Here is a 26,118-nt window from a genome sequence, read left to right on the forward strand (position 1 = left end):
GTCGCCGGTGGCGCCGTCGGTCCGTTCGCGCAGCAGGTCCGCGTGGCCGTTGTGGCGGGCGTACTCCTGGATCATCACCAGGTACACCCAGCGCAGGCTGACGGTCCGGCCGCGGGTGGCCGAGACGAACGTCTCGTCGAGCCCGCGTCCGGCCACGGCGGCCTCGCAGGCGGCGATCTCGGCCCGGTAGCGGGCGAAGTCGCGCTCCGCGTGTGCGGCGTCGACGCCCTCCATCCCTTCGTCCCCGTCGTCCGGACCGGTGAAGACGTCACCGACCGGCTCGCCCGCGAAACTCCGGCGGAACCACCAGCGTTCGATCTCCGCCATGTGCCGGACCAGGCCGAGGAGGCTGAGGCCGGACGGCTCGGCGGTGGTCCGCGCGAGCCGGGCCGGGTCGAGCCCGGCGCACTTGGTGAGCAGCGTCTCCCGGTGCCAGCTCAGCCAGCCGTCCAGCAGGACCCGCTCGTCCGCCGCGCTCGGGACGTTCAGCTGGTCGCCGCCGGCCGTCGTGCGCGTGACCCGGGGCGCCGTCCACGTCCTCCCGTCCATTCCGGTCACTCCCCGGTGGCGCCGTCGAGGCGCTCGCGCAGCAGGTCGGCCTGGCCGTTGTGACGGGCGTACTCCTCGATCAGGTGGGTGAGGACGTACCGCAGCGAGAACAGCTCCTCGCCGTGACTCCCGGTGATGTCGAGGGATTCGGCGGCCTCGACGGTGGCCCGGGAGCGGGCGCACTCCTCCTCCCAGACGCGGAAGGCCTCGTCGGGATCGGCTTCCGCCACATCGAACTCGGCGAACTCGCCGGGGTTCGGCCCCGGCCAGTGCGGCGGCGCCACCTCGTCCTTCAACACCCGCCGGAACCACGAGCGTTCGACCTCGGCGAGATGCCGTACGAGTCCGAGCAGGGTCAGCTCCGAGGGCGGGACGGCCGGGGTCCGCAGCTGTGCCGTGGTGAGCCCGGCACACTTCATGGCCAGGGTCTCCCGCTGGTACTGGAGGAAGCCGCTCAGCGACGCACGTTCGTCGCCGGTCCGCGGGGGCATGTTTCTCTCGTCTGCGCGCATCGCGTCATCATGCCCACCGTGCCGCCCGTCACGCCCGCGGATATCGGCGGCCACCGGTCAGGTGCGCCCCAGCACGAACCAGCGGGCGGGCAGTTCGACGCGGGCCCCGTCGGGCAGGTACGCCGTCTGCACCAGGACACCCGCCCCCTCGTCCAGCAGGGTGAGACCGGTCTCCCCGAGCAGTCGGCGCACCTCCTCCTCCGTGGCCTCGGCGGGCCTGAGCCCGTGCTCCAGGACCCGGCGCAGCTTCTCCGGCGGGCCGTCCGGGGCCTGGGCCACCTGCCGGAGCACGTCCTTGGAGGCCGGGGTCGGCTCGGTGACGAAGGCCCGTCCCCGCCTGCCCACCAGGGCGGCGACCGCCGCCGCGACGGCGGACCGGGCCTCGGGCTCGCTCTGGTGGATCACCGCGCGCAGGTAGACGTGGGCGTCGCCGATCCGTTCGCGCAGCCGGGCCACGGCCTCCGCGTCGACCAGGTCGAGCTGGGAGAACTCCGCGATGCCCCCGGGGTCGGCACGGCGGGCGTGCCCGATCGCGGCGAGCGAGAGGTCCACCCCGACCGCCCGGGCGAAGCGGGTGGCGAGGTAGCGGGTCTGGGTGCCGTTGCCGCAGCCGAGGTCGACGATCGGCAGTGCGGTGTCGGCGTACGGCAGCAGCCGTTCGCTGTCTAGTGCGGCGGTGACGGAGGGGTCGGCGTCCCAGATCGCCTCGCCGGGGGTGTCCGAGGTGGCGGTCCAGTAGCCCTCCCAGGCCTCGCGGTACCGCGGCGACACGTCCATGCGCACTCCCTGGTGTTCGTCCTGGGGTGGTCCCCCGTCCGGGACCGGCCTACCGCGTCGGGGCGGCCGGGGCAAGGGGCCGTCCGGCCGGGCGGGGCGTGCTCAGCGGGGGCCCGGGGCCGTGCCGAGGGCCTGCTCGAACCAGACGGTCTTGCCGCGCTCCGTGCTGCTGGTGCCCCAGGCCCGGGCGAGGGCGCCCACCACGCGCAGGCCGCGGCCCGACTCGTCGTCGGGGGCGGCGTCCAGCAGCGTGGCCGGGGCGGGCTCGTCGTCGCGGACCTCGCAGAGCAGGGCGTCGGTTCGGACCAGGCGCAGTTCGACGGGGCGGCCGCGGGTGTGCCGCACGGCGTTGGTGACGAGCTCGCTGACCATCAGCTCGGCCGCCTCCACCGCGTCCCGCAGCCCCCACTCGCGCAGTCGGCCGCGCACCAGGCGCCGGGCCCGCGCCACCTCGCGCGGGTCGGGGGCGAGCCGCCAGGAGGCGACGTGGGTGTCCGGGATGCCGTTGAGCCGGGCCATCAGCAGGGCCACGTCGTCCTTGCGGCCGCCGGCCGGGTTCAGGGCCCGGATGATCGCGTCGCAGGCGTCGTCCATGGAGGCGGCGGGGTGGGCGGCGAAGGCGCAGAGCGCGGCCAGTCCGGCGCCGATGTCCTGGCCGCGCACCTCGACGAGCCCGTCGGTGCACAGGATCAGCCGGTCACCGGGGCGCACCCGCACCGTGGTGGACTCGAAGGCGACGCCGCCGACGCCGATCGGGGCGCCGGTCGGCAGGTCCAGCAGCTCGGCCCGGCCGTCCTCGGCGCGGACCAGCACGGGCGGGATGTGACCGGCGTTGACGAGCTGCACCTCGGAGCGGATCGGGTCGTAGACGGCGTACAGGCAGGTCGCCAGGTACTGCTCGCCGAGGCGCTGCGCGAGGTCGTCGAGATGGCGCAGCAGCTGTACCGGCGCCGTCTCCATGGTGGCCATGGTCAGCACTGCGGTGCGCAGCTGGCCCATCATCGCCGCCGAGTTGAGCCCGTGGCCCATGACGTCCCCGACGACGAGCGCGGTCCGGGAGCCGGGGAGTTTCACCGAGTCGAACCAGTCGCCGCCGACCCGGCCGAGCCGGGTGCCGGGCAGGTACCGGGTGGCGATGTCGCATCCGGCCATCCGGGGCGTGATGCGGGGCAGCATGCTGTCCTGGAGGGTCTCGGCGACGTTCTCCTGGTAGGTGTACATCCGGGCGTTGTCGAGTACGAGCCCGGCGCGGGCGGCCAGTTCGGCGCCGGTGGTGCGGTCGATGTCGCCGAAGGGCTCGCGGTCGGGGCGGCGCATCAGCACCATGAAGCCGAGCACCACGTCGCGCGCCTTCAGCGGCACGATCAGCAGCGAGCGACGGGTGATCAGCGGGCGCAGGTCGCGTTTCTCGAACTCGCCCGAGATCCGGTTGCTCAACTCCTCGCCGACGTAAGGGATCAGCACCGGTTCGCCGGTGACCATGCACCGGAAGAACGGGGTGTGCTCGGGGAAGGCGATCGACTCGCCGACCGGGACGGTGTCGTCCCAGCGGCCCGGCTCGTCGTTGTGCTCGACCCAGACCCGGTGCCATACGGTGGTGACGTCGGGCGGCCCGTCCGGGAAGCCGTCCCCGGCCAGTACGGCGGCGCGCAGATGCGTTCCGGCGAAGTCGGTGAAGCGGGGCACGGCGGCGCTGGTGACCTCGCGGATGGTGCGGGCCAGGTCGAGGGAGGTGCCGATGCGGCCGCTGACCTCGTTGAGGAACTCCAGCCGTTCGCGGACCGCCGCGTGTTCGAGGTCCTCCTCCGCCCGGGCGAAGGCGCCGGGGGCGGGTGGCCGGTCGAGGCCGTCGGGCCGGGCGGGGCCCGGACGGCGGGCGAGGCGCCGGGGCACGCCCCAGTCGGGGGTGACCGGAACCTGGCTGCGGTGGCTGAACTCCAGGACCGGGTAGCCCAGTTCGAGTACCTGGGCGACGATCCGGGTGGCCTCGCCCACGCTCATGCTGGGCAGGATCTCGGGCAGCCGGCCGGCCAGCTCACGGGAGCCGGGGAAGTCGGTGTGGAGGGCGAACACGGGGACGGCCGTCCCGGTCTCCCGGCCGCCGTCGCCCGGCGGGCCGCCGTCCGCGGCGAGCACCAGGAGCCGCTCGGGTCCGGGGCCGACCAGCGGGTACGCCCACCACAGGACGTCGATGCGGCCCCGTACGGGTTCGTCGAGCCGGGCCCGGCCGGAGAGCGGGTGGCAGAGGAGCCCGCCCGGCTCGGCGTCGGGCTCCGGTCCGAATCCGACGCTCTCCTCCGCCCGGTTCAGTGCGCCGTACACGGGCAGGAGTTCACCGGCCGGGGTGCCGATCGCCCGCTGTCTGCCGACGCCGAAGAGCCGCCCCGCGCCGCTCGACCAGTGGGAGATGCGCCCGTCCTGGTCGACCACCACGACCGCCAGCGGAACCCGGCCCGTCGCGGCGTCGTACGGCACGGGCGAACGCCGGCCCGGAACCTCACGGTCCATGGGTGGAAGGCTCCTTCCCCACCGCGGCGTTCTGCGGTGCGTGACTCCACGGTACGGCCCGGCGGCCGGCTCTCGCCGGTCGTCGGGCCGATCGCCGCACGGGTGGTACGGGGCCGGTCCTCCTGCCTGCGGTCAGTCCTCGTGGCCCAGTTGGAGATCGCGTTCGGTGCGGCCGCCGCCCGCGACCTGGAGGACGGTGGCCACCGGCGGATATCCGGCCGCGATGACCGTGTACTCGCCGGTGGACAGGTCCACGAAGCGGAACGCCCCGTCGGCGCCCGTGGTGAGGGTGTCGACCACATTGCCCGCCGCGTCCAGCAGGGTGACCCGGGCGTCCTCGACGGGCCTGCCGCCGTTCGCCCGTACGACGCCGCGCAGCACCGCGCCGCCCGCCAGCTCGATGTCCTGCCGGGTCTCCCGGGCCGCCTGGACGCTGACCGGCAGCGCGGCGGGCCGGAAGGCCGGGGCGCTGGCCGCGAGGGTGTACTCGCCGGCCACCAGCTCCGTGATCACATAGCCGCCCTCGCGGCCGCTGCGGGCGGAGGCGACGACCTCGCCGCGGACGTCGGTGAGGGTCACCGAGGCGTCGCGCACCGGGGTGCCGTCGGCGGTGGTGACGACCCCGGCGAGGCGTCCGGCCCCGCCGAGCACCACGTCCAGCTCGACGGGCCGTTCGCCCACGGTGACGCTGACGGCCTGCGGCTGGTGCCCGCCCGCCGCGGCGATCAGGACGTACGAACCGGCGCCGGGCACGCTCAGCGCGTACCGTCCGTCGTCCGCGCTGGCACCCCGGCCGACCTGCCGTCCCTGGACGTCGATGAGGGTCAGGGCGGCGCGCGGGACCCGCGTTCCGTCGGGGTGCTGGACGCTGCCGGACACCGCCACGCCGGAGCGCGGGGAGACCGGCGGAGCTGCTTCGGCGGCCGGTGCGGGCGGCAGGGCCGGGACGGTGCGGGCGGCGGGCACGGTCATGGACTCGGTCGCCGTGGACTCGGCGGTGCTGTCGGGGCTGTGGTGGGACACCAGCGGTTTCTCCTTGAGGAAGAAGGCGAAGAACAGGCCGAGCGCGAGCACCGGCACGAGGTAGAGGAAGATCCGCGGCATCGCGTCCGCGTACGCCTGGATGTAGCTGTCGCGCAGCGCGGGTTCCATCGCGTGGACGAGCTGCGGGGTGATGGACTCGGGGTCGGGGAGGTCCGCGCCGGACGGCAGCCGGACGGCGAGCGCGTCGGCGAGCCGCCCCGCGAAGAGCGTTCCGAAGACGGCGGCGCCGACGCTGCCGCCGATCTGCCGGAAGTAGTTGTTGGCGCTGGTGGCGGAGCCGATGTCGGCGGGCGCGACGGAGTTCTGCACGGCGAGCACCAGCACCGGCATGACCAGCCCGATCCCGATGCCGAGCACGGCCTGCGCGATGCTGTACTCGATGCGCGGGGTGTCGGCGTCGAGCAGGGAGAGCAGCCACATCCCGATCACCGAGATCCCGCTGCCGAGGATCGGGTGCACGCGGTAGCGGCCGGTGCGGGAGATCAGCTGGCCGGAGACGACGGACGCGACGACGATGCCGCCCATCATCGGGAGCATCAGGAGCCCGGACTCGGTGGCGGTGGCGCCGTCGACCATCTGCAGGAAGGTCGGCAGATAGCTGGCGGCACCGAACAGCCCCACCCCGATGACCGCCCCGACGAGCGCGGTGACATTGAAGATCGAGTCGCGGAACAGCCGCAGCGGGATGATGGGTTCGGCCGCCCGGCGCTCGACCACCAGGAACAGCACGGCCGTCGCGACCGCCCCGACGCCCAGCCCCAGGATGGTGGGCGAGCCCCACGCGTACTCCGTACCGCCCCAGCTGGTCAGCAGCACCAGGCAGGTGGACGCGGCGGCGAGCAGCACCGCGCCGAGGATGTCGAGCCGGGGCCGGACGGCGGGCCTGGGGAGCTTCAGTACGACGGTGATGACCGCGAAGGTGACCACGCCGAACGGGACGTTGATGTAGAAGCACCAGCGCCAGGAGGCGTGGTCGGTGAAGAAGCCGCCGAGCAGCGGGCCCGCCACGGAGGCGAGGCCGAAGGCGGCGCCGATGAGGCCCATGAACCGGCCGCGTTCGCGGGGCGGTACGACGTCCGCGATGATCGCCTGGACCCCGATCATCAGCCCGCCGCCGCCGATGCCCTGGATCGCGCGGAAGGCGATCAGCTCGTCCATGCTGCGGGACCAGCCGGCCAGCGCGGAGCCGATGACGAAGACGACGATGGCGAACTGGAAGACGCCCTTGCGGCCGAAGAGATCGCCGAGCTTTCCGTAGACCGGCAGGCCGATCGTGGAGGCGAGCAGATAGGCCGTGACGGCCCAGGACATCTTCTCCAGGCCGTGCAGCTCACCGACGATCTTCGGCAGCGCGGTGGCGACGATCATCTGGTCGAGCGCCGCGAGGAGCAGTGTGAGCATCAGCCCGATGAAGATCAGCCGGATGCGACGGGGATCGGTCTCCGGTCCGCCCTCACCGCTGCTTTTGGCCTCCTTGCCGCCCGGCGGGGCGGAGGATCTCGAGCGTTGCTCCGGTAACGGCCCCACGGTCTGCGGGGCCGCCGCGGCGACGGCCGGACCGGCCGTCTCCTCGCCGCCCGGCTCCTCCTCCAACAGAGTGATCCCACCCACCACGTGCCGCTCCCCTCGTCGCGTCTGCGCCGCCCTTTTCTCGCACTGCGCGAGGAGCGAGGGCAAACGCGACGGGGGTGCCGACAGCGCGTGTCGAAATGGCTCAGCCCCCGGTGGGAGCCGCTGCGGCGCGCGATCCGCGGGCCGCGAAGACCACTCGAACCGGTGAGGCCGGTCAAGCGCGGTCCGGGCCTGGACTGGCGTTCGGCCCGGGTCGGGAGGGGCGGTACGGCCTACTTCTCGACGCGGCCGGCGAGGTTCTGCAGCAGCTCGTCGTAGATCCGGGCGAGTCCCTTGGGGGCGAAGGTCCGCTCGAAGAATCCTCCGATGCCTCCGGCACCGTTCCAGACGGTCGAGACGACCGCCTTCGACCTGCCCTCACCGGCCGGGGTGACGGTCCAGGTGGTGACCATCGAGGAGTTGCGGTCCTTCTCGACCAGCTGCCCGTCGGTGGGCTCGGTGACCTCCAGCAGGCAGTCGCGCACCCGCTTGCTGGTGGCCTGGAGCTTCCAGTGGACCAGGGTGCCCTCGCCGTCGCCGCCCTCGCGCACCTCGTACTCGCTGAAGTGTCCGGGCAGGATCGCGCCCCGGGCCTCCTGGTAGTCGGCGAGTGTGTCGAACACCGTCTCCGCGTCCGCCGCGATGACTCGCTCCGTGGTGGCTTCGACCTGCGCCATGACTGTTCCTCCAGCACTCGGTTCTTCGGGGGGCTCCCGAGCCAACCACCTCCGGCGCGCCGCTCAAAATCCGGCCCGGCCGGAACGGGCGAAGCGCCGATGCCCCGCTCGACGGCCCGGCACAACCGAAGCGGGCAAACGGGTCAAGTCTGGATGCATCGTGTCCTATCGGTTGTCAATGCGGGGAGCATGCGGCGGGGGCTGCGCCCCGTGCAGCCGCCCTTACCCCCACCACGGGAGGCCATATGACGAAACGTTCGGGAATTCTCCTTGCCGTCGGCGCGACGGTCGCCGGTCTGATGACCGCGGCGCCGCCCCCGGCGACCGCCGACGGGGGTGCGCGGCCCGCCGCCGCGCAGCTGCGGTGGACCGCCTGCGGCACCAAGGCGTACCCGCGGCTCCAGTGCTCGACGGTCACCGCGCCGCTCGACCACGACAACCCGTCGGGACGGCGGATCACGCTCGCCCTGTCCCGCGTTCCGCACACCGCGAAGACCTCCCAGGGCCCGCTGCTCGTCAATCCGGGCGGCCCCGGCGGCAGCGGCCTGACCATGGCCGGATTCGTGGCGTCCGCGCTGCCGAAGGCGGTCGCCGCGAGTTACGACGTGATCGGCTTCGACCCGCGCGGCGTCGGCCGGAGCAGGCCCGCACTGGACTGCGTCCCCCGGTACTTCGATCCGGTGCGCCCCGACTCGGTGCCCGGATCGCCCGCCGTGGAGCGGGCCAACCGGAACCGGACCCGGTCGTTCGCCGAGGCCTGCGGGCGCAAGTACCCGGACCTGCTGCCGTTCATGGACACGGTCAGCGCCGCGAAGGACCTGGACGTGATCCGGCGCGCCACCGGCGCCCGGCAGCTCAACTACTTCGGATACTCCTACGGCACCTACCTCGGCGCGGTGTACGCCAAGCTGTTCCCGGAGCGGGTGCGGCGCCTGGTGCTGGACTCCAACGTCGACCCGGACGACATCTGGTACGACGCCAACATCGCCCAGGACTACGCCTTCGACGCCCGGCACAAGGCGTTCGCCGCCTGGGTCGCGAAGCACGACTCCGTCTACCGGCTCGGCACCGACCCGGCGGGGGTGGAGCGCGCCTGGTACGCGATGCGCGCGGCGGTCGCGCGGCATCCCGCGGGCGGGAGGATCGGCCCGAGCGAGCTGGAGGACACCTTCCTGCCGGGCGGCTACTACGACGGCTACTGGCCGCGGCTGGCCGAGGCGTTCGCCGCGTACGCGAACGACGGCGACCAGGACGCGCTGGTGGCGGCGTACGAGCGGTTCGGCGCGGTCGACGCCGAGGGCGACAACGGGTACTCGGTCTACGCGGCCGTGCAGTGCCGCGACGCCCGATGGCCCGGGTGGTGGAACACCTGGCTCGGCGACAGCCGCCGGGTGCACACCAAGGCCCCCTTCTTCACCTGGAACAACAACTGGTACAACGCGCCGTGTGCCGACTGGCCGGTCGCACCGCTGAACCCGGTACGCGTCTCCAACCGGTCCCTCCCGCCGGTGCTGCTCTTCCAGGCGACCGACGACGCGGCCACCCCGTACCAGGGCGGCGTCACCCTGCACCGCCGGCTGCGCGGCTCCAGCCTGGTCGTGGAGCAGGGCGGCGGCAACCACGGCATCACACTCAGCGGCAACGACTGCCTGGACGCGTATCTGGCGGACTACCTCGCCGAGGGCGTCGTCCCCCGCGCCCGGCACGGCCGGGACGTCGCGGACGCGGTCTGCCCCCGGACTCCCGAGCCGGAACCGCCGGCCGACGGACCCGCCGCGAAGTCGGCACGGCCGACGGACGCCGGCAGCCGGGGCGCCGTCCTGCACCGCATGCTCGGCCCCCGCGCCTGAACCACCGCAACGGACCCGCGCACGGGCCGTCCTGACGGATGCGCCAGGATGACCCGATGGACCACACGGCACCCCCGGGCGTACGGATACGGAACATGACCGCCGACGACTGCGCGGCGGTCACCCTGCTCCGGGCCCGGGGCTGGCGGGCGGCGTACACGGGGCTGGTGCCGGAAACGTACCTCGACGCCGTGGAGCGCGACGTCGCCGAGGACGCGGAGCGCCGCCGCGCCTCTCTCGCCCGGGGCGGCCCGCTGGTGAACCTGGTGGCCGAGCGGCCGGGCCCCGGTCTGATCGGCTGGGCCTGCTACGGGCCGCTGCTCCGGAGCCCCGCCCCGCCCGGACGGGGCGAGCTGTACGCGCTCTACGTGGCGCCCGAGCAGATCGGGACCGGGGCGGGGCGGGCCCTGATGGCCGAGGTACTGGCCCGCGCGGCGGCCGAGGAGCTGCGGGAGCTGGAGCTGTGGGTGCTGAAGGGGAACGTCCGGGCCCGCCGTTTCTACGAGCGCGCGGGCTTCGGGGCGGACGGCACCGAGGAGTCCTTCGAGGCGGACGGCGCGCAGGTGCCCGAGGTGCGGTACGTGCGCGCCCCCGGGGACCGCTGAGCCCGGAGGCCGTTCAGGCAGCGCTCAGCCGGGCCAGCGCGTCGCGGGCCGCGCCGCCCAGCCTCGGATGCGCCGCCGCGGCCGCCAGGACGGGGCGGGCCCGCTCGTCCCCCAGCTGCCCCAGCCCCTCCACGCAGGCGAGGGCCACCCGCCAGTACGGCTCGCCCGGTGCCAGCAGCCGCTCCAGGGTGCTCATCAGCGCGGGCACCGACTCCGGGGCCCGCAGCGCGGTGAGCAGCCGCACCGGATGCAGGGCGTACGCGGTGCGCAGCGAGTTGGTCGCCAGGGCCGCGGCGGCCCTGGGTGTGCGGGGGTCGCCCAGGCGCACCAGGGCGTGGGCCGCGGAGACGCAGCGTCCGGGGTCTCGGTGGTTGAGCAGCAGGACCAGCGCCTCGAAGGCCCGCCGGTCGCCGTCGCAGCCGAGCCGGAAGGCGGCCATCTCCCGGGCCCAGAGCGGGCGTTCGTGTTCCACCAGGACACGGGCGAGCGCCTCCGTGTCCTCGGTGGCGAGCAGGGCGCGGAAGGCCGCCGACTGCCCGGCCGCCTCCGCCTCGTCGGCAAGCCGGTCCGCCAGCGACCGGAACTCCTCGTCCATGACCCTCAGCGTATCGGCGGGGACGCAGCGTATCGAGGGGCCGGGGAAATGTGGCACGGCGCACAACGATGCGGGGCTGGTGCGCTCGTTACCCGGCGGTTAGTCTCATGTGAGCGGGACACGATCCCGCCTGCTCCGGTGGCCTGGTGACGCAGCCGTCCGGAGTGCTTGTCGGTTCGGCGGTTTCGCCAGACGTGGCTCCGGGACAGAGCCCGTCACCCCTTCTCCGGTCCCGGGTGCGCCCACCGCGCCCCGGCCCCGTTCTCCACGACACGCAACGCCCGCGTGTGCAGCGCCTGTTCGCCCCTTCGGCGTGCGCCGCCTCCTCTCACAGCCGTCACTCATCTGTCTGGAGTCCCGTGATGGACACCCCTCTTGGCACCATTGCCGTCGTCGGTCTCGGCACCATGGGCACCGGCATCGCCGAGGTCCTGGCCCGCGCCGGTCACCAGGTCATCGGCATCGACACCAGCGACGCGGCCGCCCGCCGGGCCGTCGCGGCGCTGGAGGCCGCGACCGCCCGCGCCGTGCGGCGCGAGCGGATCACCGACCGGGAGCGGGGCGAGGTCCTCGCCCGTTTCCGCACCTCCGGCGACCTCCGGGCCGCCGCGGAGGCGGAGCTGGTGATCGAGGTCGTGCCCGAGTCGTACGAGATCAAGCAGCAGGTCTTCCGGGAGCTCGACGCGATCGTCTCCCCGGCCACCATCCTGGCGACCGGCACCAACGCCCTCTCGGTGACCCGGCTGGCCGCCGAGTCGCTGCGTCCCGAGCGGGTGCTCGGGCTGCACTTCTTCAACCCGGCCCCGGCGATGAAGCTGGTCGAGGTGGTCTCCTCGGTGCTGACCGCGCCGCCCGCCGTCGAGGCGGTCACCGCGCTCGCCCGCAGCCTGGGCAAGGAGCCGGTCGCGGTCGGCGACCGGCCGGGGTTCGTCGCCGACGGTCTGCTCTTCGGCTATCTCAACCAGGCCGCCGCGATGTACGAGGCCAACTACGCCTCCCGGGAGGACATCGACGCGGCGATGCGGCTCGGCTGCGGGCTGCCGATGGGCCCGCTCGCGCTGCTCGACCTGATCGGCGTCGACACCGCCCGTACCGTCCTGGAGGCGATGTACGCCGAGTCCCGCGACCGGCTGCACGCCCCGGCCCCCGTACTGCGCCAGCTGAGCGACGCCGGGCTGACCGGCCGCAAGGCGGGCCGCGGCTTCTACACGTACGCGGAGCCGGGCGGCCAGGAGGTGGTGCCGGACGCGCTGACCCCGAAGGACGGCTCCTCGGCGGTGGCCGGGCGGCCCGTGCGCTCGGTGGGGGTGGCGGGTTCCGGGACGATGGCCTCGGGGATCGCCGAGGTCTTCGCGAAGGCCGGGTACGACGTGGTGCTCGCCGCCCGCGGCCAGGAGAAGGCGGACGCCGCCAAGGGCCGGATCGCCAGGTCCCTGGAGCGCTCCGTCGCCAAGGGGCGGCTGACGGCCGGGGCGCGGGACGCGGCGCTGGACCGGATCACCGCGGCCGGTTCGCTGGACGCCTTCGCCGGGGTCGATCTCGCGGTGGAGGCCGTCGCCGAGGACCTGGCGGTCAAGCAGCAGCTGTTCGGGGCGCTGGACAAGGTCTGCCGGCCGGGCGCCGTCCTCGCCACCACCACGTCCTCGCTGCCGGTCGTGGCGATCGCGCGGGCCACCTCGCGCCCCGAGGACGTGATCGGTATGCACTTCTTCAACCCGGCCCCGGCGATGAAGCTGGTCGAGGTGGTCCGTACGGTGCTCACCGCCGACGACGTCCACGCCACCGTCCGCGAGGTGTGCGCAGTCGTCCGCAAGCACCCGGTGGACTGCGGGGACCGGGCCGGGTTCATCGTGAACGCGCTGCTCTTCCCGTACCTGAACAACGCGATCAAGATGGTCGAGGAGCACTACGCGAGCCTCGACGACATCGACGCCGCGATGAAGCTGGGCGGCGGCTACCCGATGGGCCCCTTCGAGCTGCTCGACGTGGTCGGGCTGGACGTCTCGCTGGCCATCGAGAAGGTGCTGCACAACGAGTTCCGCGACCCGGGCCTGGCCCCGGCGCCGCTCCTCGAGCACCTGGTGGCCGCGGGCTGCCTCGGCCGCAAGACGGGGCGCGGCTTCCGCGAGCATGCCCGCCGCTGACCGCGGGGCCGGGTGGGGAGGGCTGCTCGATCCGTCGGGCGGTCCTCCCCCACGGGCGCACTCCCCCGACCCGATGCAGTACGTTCACACCATGTCCCAGCCCGCCAGGTCCTCCCGTGCCACCGCCGCGCCCGACGCCCCGGAAAGTGCCGCAGGCACGCGCGCCGCCGCCCAACGGCTCAAAATGCGCCGTGAGCTGGCCGCCGCGGCCATGGAGCTCTTCGCCACCAAGGGCTACGAGGCGACGACCGTCGACGAGATCGCGGGCGCCGCCGGGGTCGCCCGGCGGACGTTCTTCCGGCACTTCCGTTCCAAGGAAGAGGCGATCTTCCCGGACCACGACGACACCCTCGTCAGGGCGGAAGCCGTCCTCAACGCGGCACCGGCGCACGAACACCCCCTCGACACGGTCTGCCGCGGCATCAAGGAAGTCATGAAGATGTACGCGGCGAAGCCCGCGGTCTCCGTGGCCCGTTACAAGCTGACCCGCGAGGTGCCCACCCTCCGGGAGGCGGAGATCGCCTCGGTGGCCCGCTACGAGCGGCTGTTCACCCGCTATCTGCTGGGCCATTTCGACGAGCGCGACCACCATGTCGGCAACGACGACCCGCTGCTGGCGGAGGTCGCGGCGTCCGCCGTCGTCACCGCGCACAACCATGTGCTGCGCCGCTGGCTGCGGGCGGGTGGCGAGGGCGACGTGGAGGCACAGCTCGACCACGCCTTCGCGATCGTCCGCGACACCTTCGGCACCGGCATCGGGGCCGGGCGGACCGCCACCGCCGAGCCCGCGCCGCAGCCCGCCGCCTCGGTGGCGTCGCAGGGCGAGGTGCTGGTCGCCGTGGCGCGGACGGACGCGCCGCTCGACGAGGTGATGCGTACGATCCAGCAGGCACTCAGGGACCGCTGACCCGGGGCGGCCCGCCACCGCCGAAACCCGTTTGCCACCCCCGCGCGCCGGTGCTGGGGTGGCCGGATGAATCCTGACCACCACACACTGCTGGCCCTTTTCGACCGCGAGATGCGCGAGCACGCCCGCCCGGACGGCCCCGGCGTCCGGGTCGAGCACACCGGCGACGTCGTACGGCAGGTCGGCACGGCCGACGACTGGAACGCGGTCGTCTGGTTGGCCCCGGACCTGGACCCCGCCCGGGCGGACGCGGTGATCGCGGCCCAGGTGGCGCACTACACGGCGCTCGGGCACGACGAGTTCGAGTGGAAGCTGTACGGGCACGACCGGCCGGCCGGTCTGGCGGACCGGCTCCTGGCGGCCGGCTTCGAGGCGGAGGAGCCGGAGACCCTGGTCGTCGCCCCGGTCGGGAAGCTCTCGACGGAGGTGGCGCTGCCCGAGGGCGTCCGGCTGCGCACCGTGCGGGACGCGGACGACGTGGAGCTGATGGCCCGCGCCAGTGAGCGGGCGTTCGGCTCGGACTGGTCGCGGCTGCGCCATCAGGTACTGACCAGGCTGGCCGAGGACCCGGACGACTTCGTCGGCGTCCTCGCCATGGCGGGCGACGAGCCGGTGAGTGCGGCCCGGATGGAGCTCTACCCGGGCACGGGCTTCGCGGGCCTCTGGGGCGGCGGCACGGTCGAGGAGTGGCGCGGCAAGGGCGTCTACCGGGCCCTGGTGGCCTTCCGTGCCCGCATCGCGGCGGAGCGGGGCTACCGCTATCTCCAGGTCGACGCCTCCGACATGAGCCGCCCGATCCTCCAGCGGCTCGGATTCACGGCTCTGACCACCACGACCCCCTTCGTGTACCGGCCCCACTGATCGATCATTCGCCGCTCATTCCTGGCCAAAGGCCAGCGAAACACCCTTCACGCCGCTCATCGGTGCCCTGCGGGTGACAACTGAGAGAAATTGTTGGCACGGAGTGCCTTGCCACGTGTCACGGAGTGCCATACGTTGAAGTGGTCCGGGCGGCCGACGTACCGAGAACTCGCGTACGACGGCTGTCCCGGCGGGCGATACGCCCGCACGCCCGGACGCCTGCGTCACAGGCACCCCTTCCGCTCCACAGAGCAAGCCGAAGCTTTCGACCGCCGGACCGACGGCACCCTCTCTCCACCCCACCGCATCCCCTCTGCTCGCAGGGACTCTCAAGCGTTCCCTCAGCGCCCCCACCCGCCGGAGGCACCCCGTGAAGGAAATCCTGGACGCGATCCAGTCGCCGGACAGCACGGCCGCCGACTTCGCCGCCCTGTCCATCCCCGAGTCGTACCGCGCGGTGACCGTGCACAAGGACGAGACCGAGATGTTCCGCGGGCTCGCCACCCGCGACAAGGACCCCCGCAAGTCCCTGCACCTGGACGAGGTCCCGGTGCCGGAACTCGGCCCCGGCGAGGCCCTGGTCGCCGTCATGGCGAGCTCGGTGAACTACAACTCGGTCTGGACCTCGATCTTCGAGCCGATGTCCACCTTCGGCTTCCTGGAGCGCTACGGACGGCTCAGCGAGCTCACCAGGCGCCACGACCTGCCGTACCACGTCATCGGGTCGGACCTGGCGGGCGTCGTCCTGCGCACCGGTCCGGGCGTCAACGCCTGGCAGCCGGGCGACGAGGTCGTCGCGCACTGCCTCAGCGTGGAGCTGGAGTCGAGCGACGGGCACAACGACACGATGCTCGACCCCGAGCAGCGCATCTGGGGCTTCGAGACCAACTTCGGCGGTCTCGCCGAGATCGCGCTGGTCAAGTCCAACCAGCTGATGCCGAAGCCGAAGCACCTCAGCTGGGAGGAGGCCGCGGCTCCGGGCCTGGTCAACTCCACCGCGTACCGCCAGCTCGTCTCGCGCAACGGCGCGGGGATGAAGCAGGGCGACAACGTGCTGATCTGGGGGGCCAGCGGCGGACTCGGCTCGTACGCCACCCAGTTCGCGCTGGCGGGCGGCGCCAACCCGATCTGTGTCGTCTCCAGCGAGCAGAAGGCCGACATCTGCCGGCGGATGGGCGCCGAGGCCGTCATCGACCGCAGCGCCGAGGGCTACCGGTTCTGGAAGGACGAGCACCACCAGGACCCCAAGGAGTGGAAGCGGTTCGGCAAGCGCATCCGCGAACTGACCGGCGGCGAGGACGTGGACATCGTCTTCGAGCACCCCGGCCGCGAGACCTTCGGCGCCTCGGTCTACGTCACCCGCAAGGGCGGCACCATCGTCACCTGCGCCTCGACCTCCGGCTTCCAGCACGAGTACGACAACCGCTACCTGTGGATGTCGCTGAAGCGGATCGTGGGCTCGCACTTCGCCAACTACCGCGAGGCGTGGGAGGCCAACCGGCTGGTCGCCAAGGGGAAGATCCACCCCACGCTGTCGAAGGTCTACTCCCTGGAGGAGACCGGCCAGGCCGCCCACGACGTGCACCGCAACCTCCACCAGGGCAAGGTGGGCGTGCTGGCCCTGGCGCCCCGCGAGGGACTCGGCGTCCGGGACACCGAGCTGCGCGAGCGTCACCTCGACGCGATCAACCTGTTCCGCGACACCCCGGCGGAGCGGACCGGCGACCACGGCCGGGACGTCTGACATGAGCGAGCGCCAGAAGGACCGCCCGTGGCTCATGCGGACGTACGCCGGCCACTCGACCGCCGAGGCGTCCAACGAGCTCTACCGGCGCAACCTCGCCAAGGGCCAGACCGGCCTCTCCGTCGCCTTCGACCTGCCGACGCAGACCGGCTACGACCCCGACCACGTCCTCGCCCGCGGCGAGGTCGGCCGGGTCGGCGTCCCCGTCTCGCACCTCGGTGACATGCGGAGGCTGTTCCAGGACATCCCGCTGGAGCGGATGAACACCTCGATGACGATCAACGCCACCGCGATGTGGCTGCTGGCGCTCTACCAGGTGGTCGCCGAGGAACAGGGCGCCGATCCCGCGAAGCTCCAGGGCACCACGCAGAACGACATCGTCAAGGAATACCTCTCGCGCGGGACGCACGTCTTCCCGCCCGGCCCCTCGCTGCGGCTGACCACCGACATGATCGCGTACACGGTCGGCCGCATCCCGAAGTGGAACCCGATCAACATCTGCAGCTACCACCTGCAGGAGGCGGGGGCCACCCCGGTCCAGGAGATCGCGTACGCCATGTCGACCGCGATCGCGGTGCTGGACGCCGTACGCGACTCCCGGCAGGTGCCCGAGGAACGGTTCGGCGACGTGGTCGCGCGGATCTCGTTCTTCGTCAACGCGGGCGTCCGCTTCGTCGAGGAGATGTGCAAGATGCGCGCCTTCGGCCGCATCTGGGACCGGATCACCCGCGAGCGGTACGGCATCACCGACGCCAAGCAGCGCCGCTTCCGCTACGGCGTCCAGGTCAACTCGCTCGGACTGACCGAGGCTCAGCCGGAGAACAACGTCCAGCGCATCGTCCTGGAGATGCTGGCCGTCACCCTCTCCAAGGACGCCCGCGCCCGCGCCGTCCAGCTGCCCGCCTGGAACGAGGCGCTGGGCCTGCCCCGGCCCTGGGACCAGCAGTGGTCGCTCCGCATCCAGCAGGTGCTCGCGCACGAGAGCGATCTGCTGGAGTACGAGGACATCTTCGCCGGGTCGCACGTGATCGAGGCCAAGGTGGACGAGCTGGTCGCGCTCTCGCTCGCCGAGATCGACCGGATCGAGGAGATGGGCGGCGCCATGGCGGCCGTCGAGTCCGGCTATCTGAAGTCGGAGCTGGTCTCCTCGCACGCCGCCCGGCGGGCCCGGATCGAGGCCGGTGAGGAGCGGATCGTCGGCGTCAACATCTACGAGACGACCGAGCCGAACCCGCTCACCGCGGACCTCGACGGGGCGATCATGACGGTCGACCCGGCCAACGAGGCAACCGTGGTCGCCGCCCTGCACCGCTGGCGCGACCACCGCGACGAGGCCCGCGCCACCGACGCGCTGGCCGCGCTGAAGAAGGCCGCCGCGGGCACCGACAACATGATGGAAGCGACCGTGGAGTGCGCCCGCGCGGGTGTCACCACCGGCGAGTGGTCCTGGGCGCTGCGCGACGTCTTCGGCGAGTTCCGGGCCCCGACGGGCGTCTCGTCCGCCCCGCTCGCGGTGCCCGCCGAGGCGGGCTCCCCGCTGGCACTGGTCCGCGGGAAGGTCGCCCGCACCGCGGCGGACCTGGGTGTCGGACGGCTGCGGCTGCTGGTCGGCAAGCCCGGCCTGGACGGTCACTCCAACGGCGCCGAGCAGATCGCCGTACGGGCCCGCGACGCCGGGTTCGAGGTCGTCTACCAGGGAATCCGGCTGACCCCCGAGCAGATCGTCTCGGCCGCGCTCGCCGAGGACGTGCACTGCGTCGGGCTGTCGATCCTGTCCGGCTCGCACGCCGAGCTCGTGCCGGACGTGCTGGGCCGGCTGCGCGCCGCGGGCGCCGACGAGATCCCGGTCATCGCGGGCGGGATCATTCCGCCCGCCGACGCCGCGGCCCTGGTCGGGGCCGGTGTCGCCGCCGTATTCACCCCGAAGGACTTCGGTATCACGGAGATCATCGGCCGTATCGTCGACGAGATCCGGAAAGCGAACAAGCTCGACCCTCTGGAGGTCCCCGCATGACTGCCGTCAACCGCCTGCGCCCGCGCCGCTCGTGCCTGGCCGTGCCCGGCTCGAACCCGCGGTTCCTGGAAAAGGCCCAGGGACTCCCCGCCGACCAGGTCTTCCTCGACCTGGAGGACGCCTGCGCCCCGCTCGCCAAGGAGGGTGCCCGGCACACCATCGTGGACGCGTTGAACAACGGTGACTGGACGGGCAAGACCCGGGTCGTCCGGGTCAACGACTGGACCACGCACTGGACGTACCGGGACGTCATCACCGTCGTCGAGGGGGCCGGCCAGAACCTGGACTGCATCATGCTGCCGAAGGTCCAGGACGCCCAGCAGGTGGTCGCCCTGGACCTGCTGCTGACCCAGATCGAGAAGACGATGGGCCTCGAGGTCGGGAGGATCGGCATCGAGGCGCAGATCGAGAACGCCAAGGGCCTGGTGAACATCGACGACATCGCGGCCGCCTCGCTCCGACTGGAGACGCTGATCTTCGGCCCGGCCGACTTCATGGCCTCGATCAACATGAAGACCCTGGTCGTCGGTCAGCAGCCGCCCGGCTACGGCGCCGACGCGTACCACTACATCCTGATGCGCATTCTGATGGCGGCCCGCACGCACGACCTCCAGGCGATCGACGGCCCCTTCCTCCAGATCCGGGACGTGGACGCGTACCGCGAGGTCGCCGGGCGCGCGGCGGCCCTCGGCTTCGACGGCAAGTGGGTGCTGCACCCGGGCCAGGTCGAGGCGGCCAACGAGGTGTTCTCGCCCTCGCAGGAGGACTACGACCATGCCGAGCTGATCCTCGACGCCTACGAATGGTGCACCTCCGAGGCGGGCGGCAAGAAGGGTTCGGCGATGCTCGGCGACGAGATGATCGACGAGGCGAGCCGCAAGATGGCCCTGGTCATCGCGGGCAAGGGCCGCGCCGCCGGTATGCGGCGCACCTCCAAGTTCGAAGCACCGGAGGCCTGATCATGCAGTTCGGCCGCACTTATGAGGAGTTCGAGGTCGGTGCTGTCTACAAGCACTGGCCCGGAAAGACGGTCACCGAGTACGACGACCACCTTTTCTGTCTGCTGACCATGAATCATCACCCCTTGCACATGGACAGCAACTACGCGGAGCGGACGACCGATTTCGGGAAGAACGTCGTCGTCGGCAACTACGTCTACTCGCTGCTGCTCGGCATGTCCGTGCCGGACGTCTCCGGAAAGGCCATCGCCAATCTGGAGGTCGAGTCGCTGAAGCACGTCGCGCCGACCTTCCACGGGGACACGATCTACGGCGAGACGACCGTTCTCGACAAGATTCCGTCAAAATCCCGGAGCGACCGCGGAATCGTGTACGTGGAGACCCGGGGCCACAAGCAGGACGGCACCCTGGTCTGCGTGTTCCGCCGCAAGGTGATGGTCCCCACCGAGACGTACATCAAGGAGCGCGGCGGCGAGCAGCCCGGCCGCCCCGAGCCCGAGCAGCCTTCGCAGAAGAACGTGGAGAAATAGCCATGACGCGACTCGCCCAGACCGCCGGCCTCACCGACATCCAGCGGGAAATCATCTCCACGGTCCGGGATTTCGTCGACAAGGAGATCATTCCGGTCGCGACGGCGCTGGAGCACCGCGACGAGTACCCGACCGAAATCGTCGAAGGCCTCAAGGAACTCGGCCTGTTCGGGCTGATGATCCCCGAGGAGTACGGGGGGCTGGGTGAGTCGCTTCTCACATACGCGCTGTGCGTGGAGGAACTCTCCCGCGGCTGGATGAGCGTGTCGGGAATCATCAACACGCACTTCATCGTGGCGTACATGCTCAAGCAGCACGGCACCCAGGAACAGAAGGACACGTTCCTGCCCCGCATGGCGCTGGGCGAGGTCCGGGGCGCGTTCTCGATGTCCGAGCCCGCGCTGGGCTCGGACGTCTCGGCGATCAGCTCCAGGGCCGTCAGGGACGGCGAGGAGTACATACTGAACGGCCAGAAGATGTGGCTGACGAACGGCGGCACCTCCTCACTGGTGGCCGTGCTGTGCCGGAGTGACGAAGGCCACCCCGAGGGCACCGCCCCGCACAAGTCGATGACCACCTTCCTGATCGAGAAGGAACCCGGTTTCGGGGAGATCAAGCCCGGTCTCACCATTCCCGGCAAGATCGACAAAATGGGCTACAAGGGCGTCGACACGACCGAGCTCATCATGGATGGGCTACGAATTCCGGCCAATCGAGTGCTGGGCGGCACCACCGGTCGAGGGTTTTACCAAATGATGGACGGGGTCGAGGTCGGCCGGGTAAATGTGGCGGCCCGTGGCTGCGGCGTCGCGCAGCGTGCGTTCGAGCTGGGGGTGTCGTACGCCCAGCAGCGCCAGACCTTCGGAAAGCCGATCGCCCAGCACCAGGCCATCCAGTTCAAGCTGGCCGAAATGGCCACCAAGGTGGAAGCCGCGCATGCGATGATGGTAAACGCAGCGCGCAAAAAGGACTCCGGGGAACGAAATGACCTGGAGGCAGGGATGGCGAAGTACCTCGCCTCCGAGTACTGCAAGGAAGTCGTCGAGGACGCCTTCCGCATCCATGGCGGCTACGGCTTCTCCAAGGAGTACGAGATCGAGCGCCTCTACCGGGAGGCGCCGATGCTGCTTATCGGCGAAGGTACCGCCGAGATCCAGAAAATGATCATTGGGCGCCGACTCCTCGAGGAGTACCGGTTCCAGGGGTGATTGTCCCTTTGCGGGCGATTTGGCCGCGAAGAAGATCACACCCTGTCATCCTCGGCCGGTGCCTGCCCACCGTCCGACTCGGCTGCTGGCTTGCCCAGTTGTTGCTCGCAACCGATAACATCGCCGGAAAAGCCGCCGTCCCCCGTTGCCAGCGCGGCCTCATCCGCTACGAAGGTCATCCATGCCCGACAGCCAAACCTCTGCACCACGCGGCGGGGTCCGCCTTGCGCGCGGAGCTTCGCCGTGGCTCCTCCCGACCGTCGCCACCGCGGCGCTCAGCCTCTCCCGGGCACGCAAGTCCGGACGCTGGGCCGCGGTCGCCGTGCCCACCACCGCGCTCGCGGCGGGCATGCTGTGGTTCTTCCGCGACCCCGAGCGCGAGATCGCCCAGGGCCGGGTCATTTCCCCGGCCGACGGCGTGGTGCAGAGCATCATGCCGTGGAAGGACGGACGCACCCGCGTCGCGATCTTCATGAGCCCGCTGAACGTCCACGTCAACCGCGCGCCGCTGGCCGGCACGGTGACCTCGGTCGAACACGTCCCCGGCGGGTTCGTTCCGGCGTTCAACAAGGAGAGCGAGAACAACGAGCGCGTCGTCTGGCACTTCGACACCGAGCTCGGCGACATCGAGATGGTGCAGATCGCGGGTGCGGTCGCCCGGCGCATCGTCCCGTACGTCCCGCAGGGTACGAAGGTGGAGCAGGGCGAGCGCATCGGTCTGATCCGCTTCGGCTCGCGGGTCGACATCTACCTTCCGGAAGGTGTCGATGTCGCGGTCGAGGTCGGCCAGGCCACCACCGCGGGGGTGACTCGAATTGACCGTGATTGATCCTGATACAAAGGCCGGCTGGGTGCCGGAATCGGAGTCCGAGGAGGACGCCGGCGAGGACATGCCGCTCTCTCTGCGGCTGTCGATAGCGGACACCCTCACGCTCGGCAACGCGACCTGCGGATTCATGGCGGTGTACTTCACCACCACCGGAATCCTCATCCCGCACCTCACGGGCAGTGACGAGAGCGGCATGGCGCGGCACTCCGCGGCCACCGCCGTGATCCTCATGCTCCTCGCGGCGGTCTTCGACCTCTTCGACGGGCTCGTGGCGCGCAAGCTCCGCTCCTCGCCGATGGGGGCCGAGCTGGACAACCTCTCGGACCTGATCAGCTTCGGGCTCGCCCCGGCCTACTTCGTCCTGGTCTACGGCATGGTCGCGGACGACGCGCATCAGCGGGTGTCGGCGCTGGCGGCGGTCGTGGTGCTGCTGGCGGTGGTGCTCAGGCTTGCCAGATTCTCCTGCGTGACCATGAAGGACGGCATGTTCCAGGGCATGCCGAGCCCCTTCGGAGCGCTCACGGTCGTCTCGATCGTGCTCCTGGAGCTGCCCTTCGTGCCGACGCTCCTCGCGATCGTCGGCGTGGCGTGGCTGATGGTCAGCCGGGTCGAGTACCCGAAGCCGCGGGGCGTGCTCGCGGTGGCGATGCTCAGCTGGATCGTCTCCGCGATGGGGCTCCTGGCCGCGTGGGCGCTGGACGCCCCGGGCGGGCAGCTGCTCCTGCAGACCGGCTGCGCGCTCCAGGTCGTCCTGGGCGCGGTCATCCCGCTCTTCGCGACGGCCCGGCGGGTGAACACCTTCCGCGACAACCGCCGCGAGGCGCGGACCGCGCAGCTGCCGTAGCGGCCGCGAGGAACGTACGAGAAGGACCCGGGTGCTCCCCAGCACCCGGGTCCTTCCGCGTTCGGCGGGCCCCGCGCGGGCACCGGTGTCCGAGGGCTCGGGCACAGTATGTTGACCCCTGGGGAACGGGGGCTTCCACGGTCGTCCGCGGAGCGGAGCCACGGGCGCGGTCCCTGGAAGCCAGGCCATGACCACGAAGGACTCGGACCCCGATGACAGAGAACGCCGACATGATCGACTTCGTCCGGGCGCGCCTCGCCGACGAGGAGCGCATCGCGCTGGAGGCGGGCGGCGACAGCTGGCGGTGTCCGGACGGTGTGCCCGGCGAGATCCACGACCGCTCCGGGTCCATCGCGTTCACCCTGCGCAATCTCGGGTTCGACCAGCACATCGCGCTCCAGGATCCGGCGCGCACACTGCGCCGGATCGAGACGAGCCGGGTGCTCCTGAACGAGTACGCGGAGGTCGCGGACCTGGACACCGACCGGCCCGAGCCCGACTTCCGGTCCGGGCGGGCGGTCGGGCTGGGGTTCGCCGTGCGGCAGCTGGCCGCGGAGCACGCCGCCCACCCCGGGTACCGGGCCAGGTGGCTGCCCCGGTTCATCCAGTAGCGGCCTTCGCGGGCGGCGGCGGGCGGGTGGATGGGCCTAAGGTTTCAGAAGGGACGCATCGGACCGCCCGGGGACGCCATGCACCGACACCGCAGGGAATCGGAGAACGCCCAGGAGCTCCTCGTGGACCTCGGCCGCCTCGTCGACCAGGCCCTGGAGGACATCCGGCACCAGCGCGCCCGCGCCGAGCTCGGCATGGCCCTCCAGCGGCACATGCTCCCCGCCGCGCTGCCCGAGTTCCCGGGGCTGCGGATCGGGACCCGGTATTCGCCCTCGCAGGACGGTCTGGCCGTCGGCGGTGACTTCTACGACGCGTTCGCCCTGCGGGACGGGGCGGCGGGGATCGCCATCGGGGACGTGCAGGGGCACGGGGTGGAGGCTGCGGCCCTGATGGGTGAGGTCCGTGCCAGTCTCCGGGCGCTCGCCAGTGTCACCGCCGACCCCGGCCGGGTGCTGGCCCGCGCCAACGACCTGCTGATCTCGCTGGGCGGCGATCTCTTCACGACCTGCTGTCTGCTGAGCGTCGTCCCGACGAGCGGCCGGCTGTCGGTGGCGCGGGCCGGGCACGTACCGGTCGTGTGGGGCACCGACGACGGCGGGTCCGGTGTGCTCCTGGACCCCGGCGGGGTGCCGCTGGGCATTCTGGAGGGCCAGCGGTATCCGGTGACCCGCCGGCGGATGCACGGGCCCGGGTATCTGGTGCTGCTGACCGACGGGGTCGTGGAGGGGCCCGCCTACCCGGTCGACGAGGGACTCGCCGCCGTCGCGGAGGTGGTCGGCGCCGCGCGCGGGGCCGATCCCGAGGAGCTGGCCGGGCGGGTGATCGAGGTGGCGAACCTGACCGGTCACGAGGACGACGCCGCCGTGCTCGTGGTGCGGTACGACGGGCTGCCGGGGGACGGCGCCTGACGCGTCCGGCGGCGGGCGGCCCTCCGGTGCCCGATGCTGGGAAGGTGGACAGAACGCGGTTGCGGCCGCAGGCGGTCACGGTCCTGACGGTCCTCGCGGTGGCCGCCTGCTACTACGCGACAGCCCGGATCGGGCTGCTCCAGCCGCTGGTACGCGGCCAGGTCACCGCGCTCTGGCCGTCGACCGGGATCGCGGTCGCGGCGCTGCTCCTGTTCGGGCTGAGGGTCTGGCCCGGAATCGCGCTCGGCGCCTTCCTCGTGAACCTCACCATCGGGCCGTCCCCGCCGTACGTGCTGGTGATCGCCGCCGGGAACACCCTCGCCCCGCTCTGCTCCGTCCTGCTGCTGCGCCGCGCGGGGTTCCGCAACGAGCTCGACCGGCTGCGGGACGCGCTGGCGCTCGTCTTCCTGGGCGCGCTGGCGGGCATGCTGATCAGCTCCGCCACGGGCGTCGGCGCCCTGGTCGCCTCGGGGGCGCTGCGGGCCGCGGAATTCTGGCCGACCTGGTCGGTGTGGTGGACCGGTGACGCCATCGGGGTCATGGTCGTGACGCCGTTCCTGCTCGCCCTGCGCCGGGCGCGGCTGCCGAGCGGGGCCGACCCGGCCGACTGGGCGGAGGCCGCCGTACTGACAGTGGGCGCCGGGGCCGTCACCGTACTGGTCACCGGGGTGATCGGCGCCCCCCTGCTCTTTCTGGTGTTCCCGTTCCTGGTCTGGGCCGCCTTCCGCTTCGAGCGCGGCGGCGCCGCGTGCTGCGCGCTGGGGGTGACGGTGTTCGCGGCGCTCGGTGCCGGGCGGGGCACCGGTCCCTTCGCCCACCACAGTCTGCTGACCAACATGATCACGCTCCAGGCGTTCATCGGCACCGCCGCGCTCACCTCGCTGGTGATGGCCGCGGTCGTCACGGAGCGAAGGGCCACGTACCGGGAGATCAAGCGGCTCTGCGCGCAGCTCTCCGGGAAGGTGGACCGGCAGGACCTCTGAGTCACTCCATCGGTCCTACGACGGGTGCGCGAAGCGGTGATCCGCCGCAGGCTGTGGGGTGACGGCACCGCGACAAGGGCAACCGGACGGCCGCTGTACGGGCGTACGGGCGCCGTAAGAGGTGGAGCCATGCCCCATGTGTCTGCGCATGTCCATGTGTCCCGCCCCGCCGACGAGATCTTCTCGTTCCTGCGGGATCCGCGGAACCTGGCGGAATGGTCCTCGACCATAGACCGGGTGATCGAGGGCCCGGTCGTCGCCGAACCGGGCGACGAGTACACCTGCAAGTTCCCCGGCAGACGGCGGATGCACCGGCTGCGGTGCACCGCGAGCACTCCCGGCCAGTACCTCGCCTTCCGCGGTACGGGCATGTGGACGCCGCTGGGCCGTCACTCCCCCGAGCTGCAGTTCCGGCTGAGTCCCGGCGTGGAGGGGACGACGGTCACGGTCTCGGTCCGCCCGCATCTGGACGGCGGCATGATCATTCTGGCGCCGTTCGTGACGATGGCCTGGCGCCGGGACCTGCCTTCGGAGCTCCGCTGCCTGGCCGAGCTGCTGAGCGGCGGGCGGCGGGAGCCGGACGCCGGTGACCAGGACGGCCGGGACACGGCCCCGTCCACGACCTGAGGTCCCGTCCTCGAAGGGCCGTCGCCCGGCCGCGGGCCGGGCCGTGCCCCGTCGGATGCGCGGCGCGGTCGTGAGGCGGCGGAGTCGTCCTCGTACCGGACGTACGGGGTCGGTCCGACGCCGTGGCGGGCGTGCCTGCCGGGCGTCGCACGGCAGGCGGCGGTCCGGCCGGGCCCGGGACGGACACGGTCCGGCGTGCGGGGGCGGGGCAGCGCTCCCC

General features: G+C 72.0%; 23 protein-coding genes. 16 read left to right on the plus strand and 7 right to left on the minus strand.

What is annotated here, in order from left to right:
* The 6 genes from ACFCV8_RS24815 to ACFCV8_RS24840 form a co-directional block, all read right to left on the minus strand.
* The coding region (locus tag ACFCV8_RS24815) for a DinB family protein (protein WP_376687635.1) at window positions 1-549 on the minus strand (549 nt) is incomplete at its 3' end.
* Window positions 550-554: 5 nt separating this feature from the next.
* Window positions 555-1,061: a DinB family protein gene (locus tag ACFCV8_RS24820; protein WP_376687636.1), complete on the minus strand. Its 507-nt coding sequence runs from the start codon at window positions 1,059-1,061 to the stop codon at window positions 555-557.
* Window positions 1,062-1,118: 57 nt separating this feature from the next.
* Window positions 1,119-1,838, minus strand: coding sequence for a class I SAM-dependent methyltransferase (locus ACFCV8_RS24825; protein WP_376687637.1), 720 nt, complete (start codon window positions 1,836-1,838; stop codon window positions 1,119-1,121).
* 102 nt (window positions 1,839-1,940) lie between these two features.
* Window positions 1,941-4,346: a SpoIIE family protein phosphatase gene (locus ACFCV8_RS24830; protein ID WP_376687638.1), complete on the minus strand. Its 2,406-nt coding sequence runs from the start codon at window positions 4,344-4,346 to the stop codon at window positions 1,941-1,943.
* A 132-nt stretch (window positions 4,347-4,478) separates the two neighbouring features.
* Complete coding sequence (locus ACFCV8_RS24835; protein ID WP_376687639.1) at window positions 4,479-7,004, minus strand: MFS transporter; 2,526 nt, start codon at window positions 7,002-7,004, stop codon at window positions 4,479-4,481.
* 230 nt (window positions 7,005-7,234) lie between these two features.
* Window positions 7,235-7,678, minus strand: a complete 444-nt coding sequence (locus tag ACFCV8_RS24840; RefSeq protein ID WP_376687640.1) for an SRPBCC family protein — start codon at window positions 7,676-7,678, stop codon at window positions 7,235-7,237.
* Window positions 7,679-7,923: 245 nt separating this feature from the next.
* Here ACFCV8_RS24840 and ACFCV8_RS24845 point away from each other — a divergent pair, with 245 nt between their 5' ends.
* Together ACFCV8_RS24845 and ACFCV8_RS24850 are read left to right on the plus strand one after the other, a co-directional pair.
* Window positions 7,924-9,528 (plus strand): alpha/beta hydrolase, encoded by a 1,605-nt coding sequence (locus ACFCV8_RS24845; RefSeq protein WP_376687641.1) that lies wholly within the window; start codon window positions 7,924-7,926, stop codon window positions 9,526-9,528.
* Between the two features lie 56 nt (window positions 9,529-9,584).
* Window positions 9,585-10,133: a GNAT family N-acetyltransferase gene (locus ACFCV8_RS24850; protein ID WP_376687642.1), complete on the plus strand. Its 549-nt coding sequence runs from the start codon at window positions 9,585-9,587 to the stop codon at window positions 10,131-10,133.
* Window positions 10,134-10,146: 13 nt separating this feature from the next.
* On the opposite strand, the gene ACFCV8_RS24855 is transcribed toward ACFCV8_RS24850, so the two are convergent.
* Window positions 10,147-10,728, minus strand: a complete 582-nt coding sequence (locus ACFCV8_RS24855) for a HEAT repeat domain-containing protein (protein ID WP_376687643.1) — start codon at window positions 10,726-10,728, stop codon at window positions 10,147-10,149.
* Window positions 10,729-11,090: 362 nt separating this feature from the next.
* On the opposite strand from ACFCV8_RS24855, the gene ACFCV8_RS24860 reads away from it, so the two are divergent.
* The 14 genes from ACFCV8_RS24860 to ACFCV8_RS24925 all read left to right on the plus strand — a co-directional run bounded on the left by ACFCV8_RS24860 (window position 11,091) and on the right by ACFCV8_RS24925 (window position 25,898).
* On the plus strand, window positions 11,091-12,872 hold the full coding sequence (locus ACFCV8_RS24860; RefSeq protein ID WP_376687644.1) for a 3-hydroxyacyl-CoA dehydrogenase family protein: 1,782 nt from the start codon (window positions 11,091-11,093) through the stop codon (window positions 12,870-12,872).
* A gap of 91 nt (window positions 12,873-12,963) precedes the next feature.
* Window positions 12,964-13,779, plus strand: a complete 816-nt coding sequence (locus tag ACFCV8_RS24865) for a TetR family transcriptional regulator (protein ID WP_376687645.1) — start codon at window positions 12,964-12,966, stop codon at window positions 13,777-13,779.
* Window positions 13,780-13,845: 66 nt separating this feature from the next.
* Entirely contained in the window at window positions 13,846-14,640 is a 795-nt protein-coding gene (locus ACFCV8_RS24870; RefSeq protein WP_376687646.1) for a GNAT family N-acetyltransferase, read from the plus strand.
* A 370-nt stretch (window positions 14,641-15,010) separates the two neighbouring features.
* Window positions 15,011-16,384, plus strand: coding sequence for a crotonyl-CoA carboxylase/reductase (ccrA, locus tag ACFCV8_RS24875; protein ID WP_376687647.1), 1,374 nt, complete (start codon window positions 15,011-15,013; stop codon window positions 16,382-16,384).
* A gap of 1 nt (window position 16,385) precedes the next feature.
* The gene (locus tag ACFCV8_RS24880; RefSeq protein ID WP_376687648.1) at window positions 16,386-18,398 is read left to right on the plus strand and encodes a protein meaA; all 2,013 of its coding nucleotides are present in this window, start codon (window positions 16,386-16,388) and stop codon (window positions 18,396-18,398) included.
* Complete coding sequence (locus tag ACFCV8_RS24885; protein ID WP_376687649.1) at window positions 18,395-19,357, plus strand: HpcH/HpaI aldolase/citrate lyase family protein; 963 nt, start codon at window positions 18,395-18,397, stop codon at window positions 19,355-19,357. The genes ACFCV8_RS24880 and ACFCV8_RS24885 overlap by 4 nt, the downstream gene beginning before the upstream one ends.
* A gap of 2 nt (window positions 19,358-19,359) precedes the next feature.
* Window positions 19,360-19,887 (plus strand): MaoC family dehydratase, encoded by a 528-nt coding sequence (locus ACFCV8_RS24890; RefSeq protein WP_376687650.1) that lies wholly within the window; start codon window positions 19,360-19,362, stop codon window positions 19,885-19,887.
* 2 nt (window positions 19,888-19,889) lie between these two features.
* Window positions 19,890-21,095, plus strand: coding sequence for an acyl-CoA dehydrogenase family protein (locus ACFCV8_RS24895; RefSeq protein WP_376687651.1), 1,206 nt, complete (start codon window positions 19,890-19,892; stop codon window positions 21,093-21,095).
* Window positions 21,096-21,276: 181 nt separating this feature from the next.
* Complete coding sequence (locus tag ACFCV8_RS24900) at window positions 21,277-21,924, plus strand: phosphatidylserine decarboxylase (RefSeq protein WP_376687652.1); 648 nt, start codon at window positions 21,277-21,279, stop codon at window positions 21,922-21,924.
* 22 nt (window positions 21,925-21,946) lie between these two features.
* The gene (gene pssA / locus ACFCV8_RS24905) at window positions 21,947-22,768 is read left to right on the plus strand and encodes a CDP-diacylglycerol--serine O-phosphatidyltransferase (protein WP_376687653.1); all 822 of its coding nucleotides are present in this window, start codon (window positions 21,947-21,949) and stop codon (window positions 22,766-22,768) included.
* Window positions 22,769-22,980: 212 nt separating this feature from the next.
* A complete protein-coding gene (locus ACFCV8_RS24910) occupies window positions 22,981-23,379 on the plus strand; it encodes a DUF6221 family protein (RefSeq protein WP_376687654.1) in 399 nt (132 codons plus the stop codon).
* A 78-nt stretch (window positions 23,380-23,457) separates the two neighbouring features.
* A complete protein-coding gene (locus tag ACFCV8_RS24915) occupies window positions 23,458-24,288 on the plus strand; it encodes a PP2C family protein-serine/threonine phosphatase (RefSeq protein WP_376687655.1) in 831 nt (276 codons plus the stop codon).
* Between the two features lie 44 nt (window positions 24,289-24,332).
* Window positions 24,333-25,271, plus strand: a complete 939-nt coding sequence (locus tag ACFCV8_RS24920; protein ID WP_376687656.1) for an MASE1 domain-containing protein — start codon at window positions 24,333-24,335, stop codon at window positions 25,269-25,271.
* Between the two features lie 129 nt (window positions 25,272-25,400).
* Complete coding sequence (locus ACFCV8_RS24925; protein WP_376687657.1) at window positions 25,401-25,898, plus strand: SRPBCC family protein; 498 nt, start codon at window positions 25,401-25,403, stop codon at window positions 25,896-25,898.
* Window positions 25,899-26,118: the final 220 nt, after the last annotated feature.

The sequence above is a fragment of the Streptomyces sp. NPDC056347 genome, assembly GCF_042262625.1.
GTDB lineage: Bacteria > Actinomycetota > Actinomycetes > Streptomycetales > Streptomycetaceae > Streptomyces.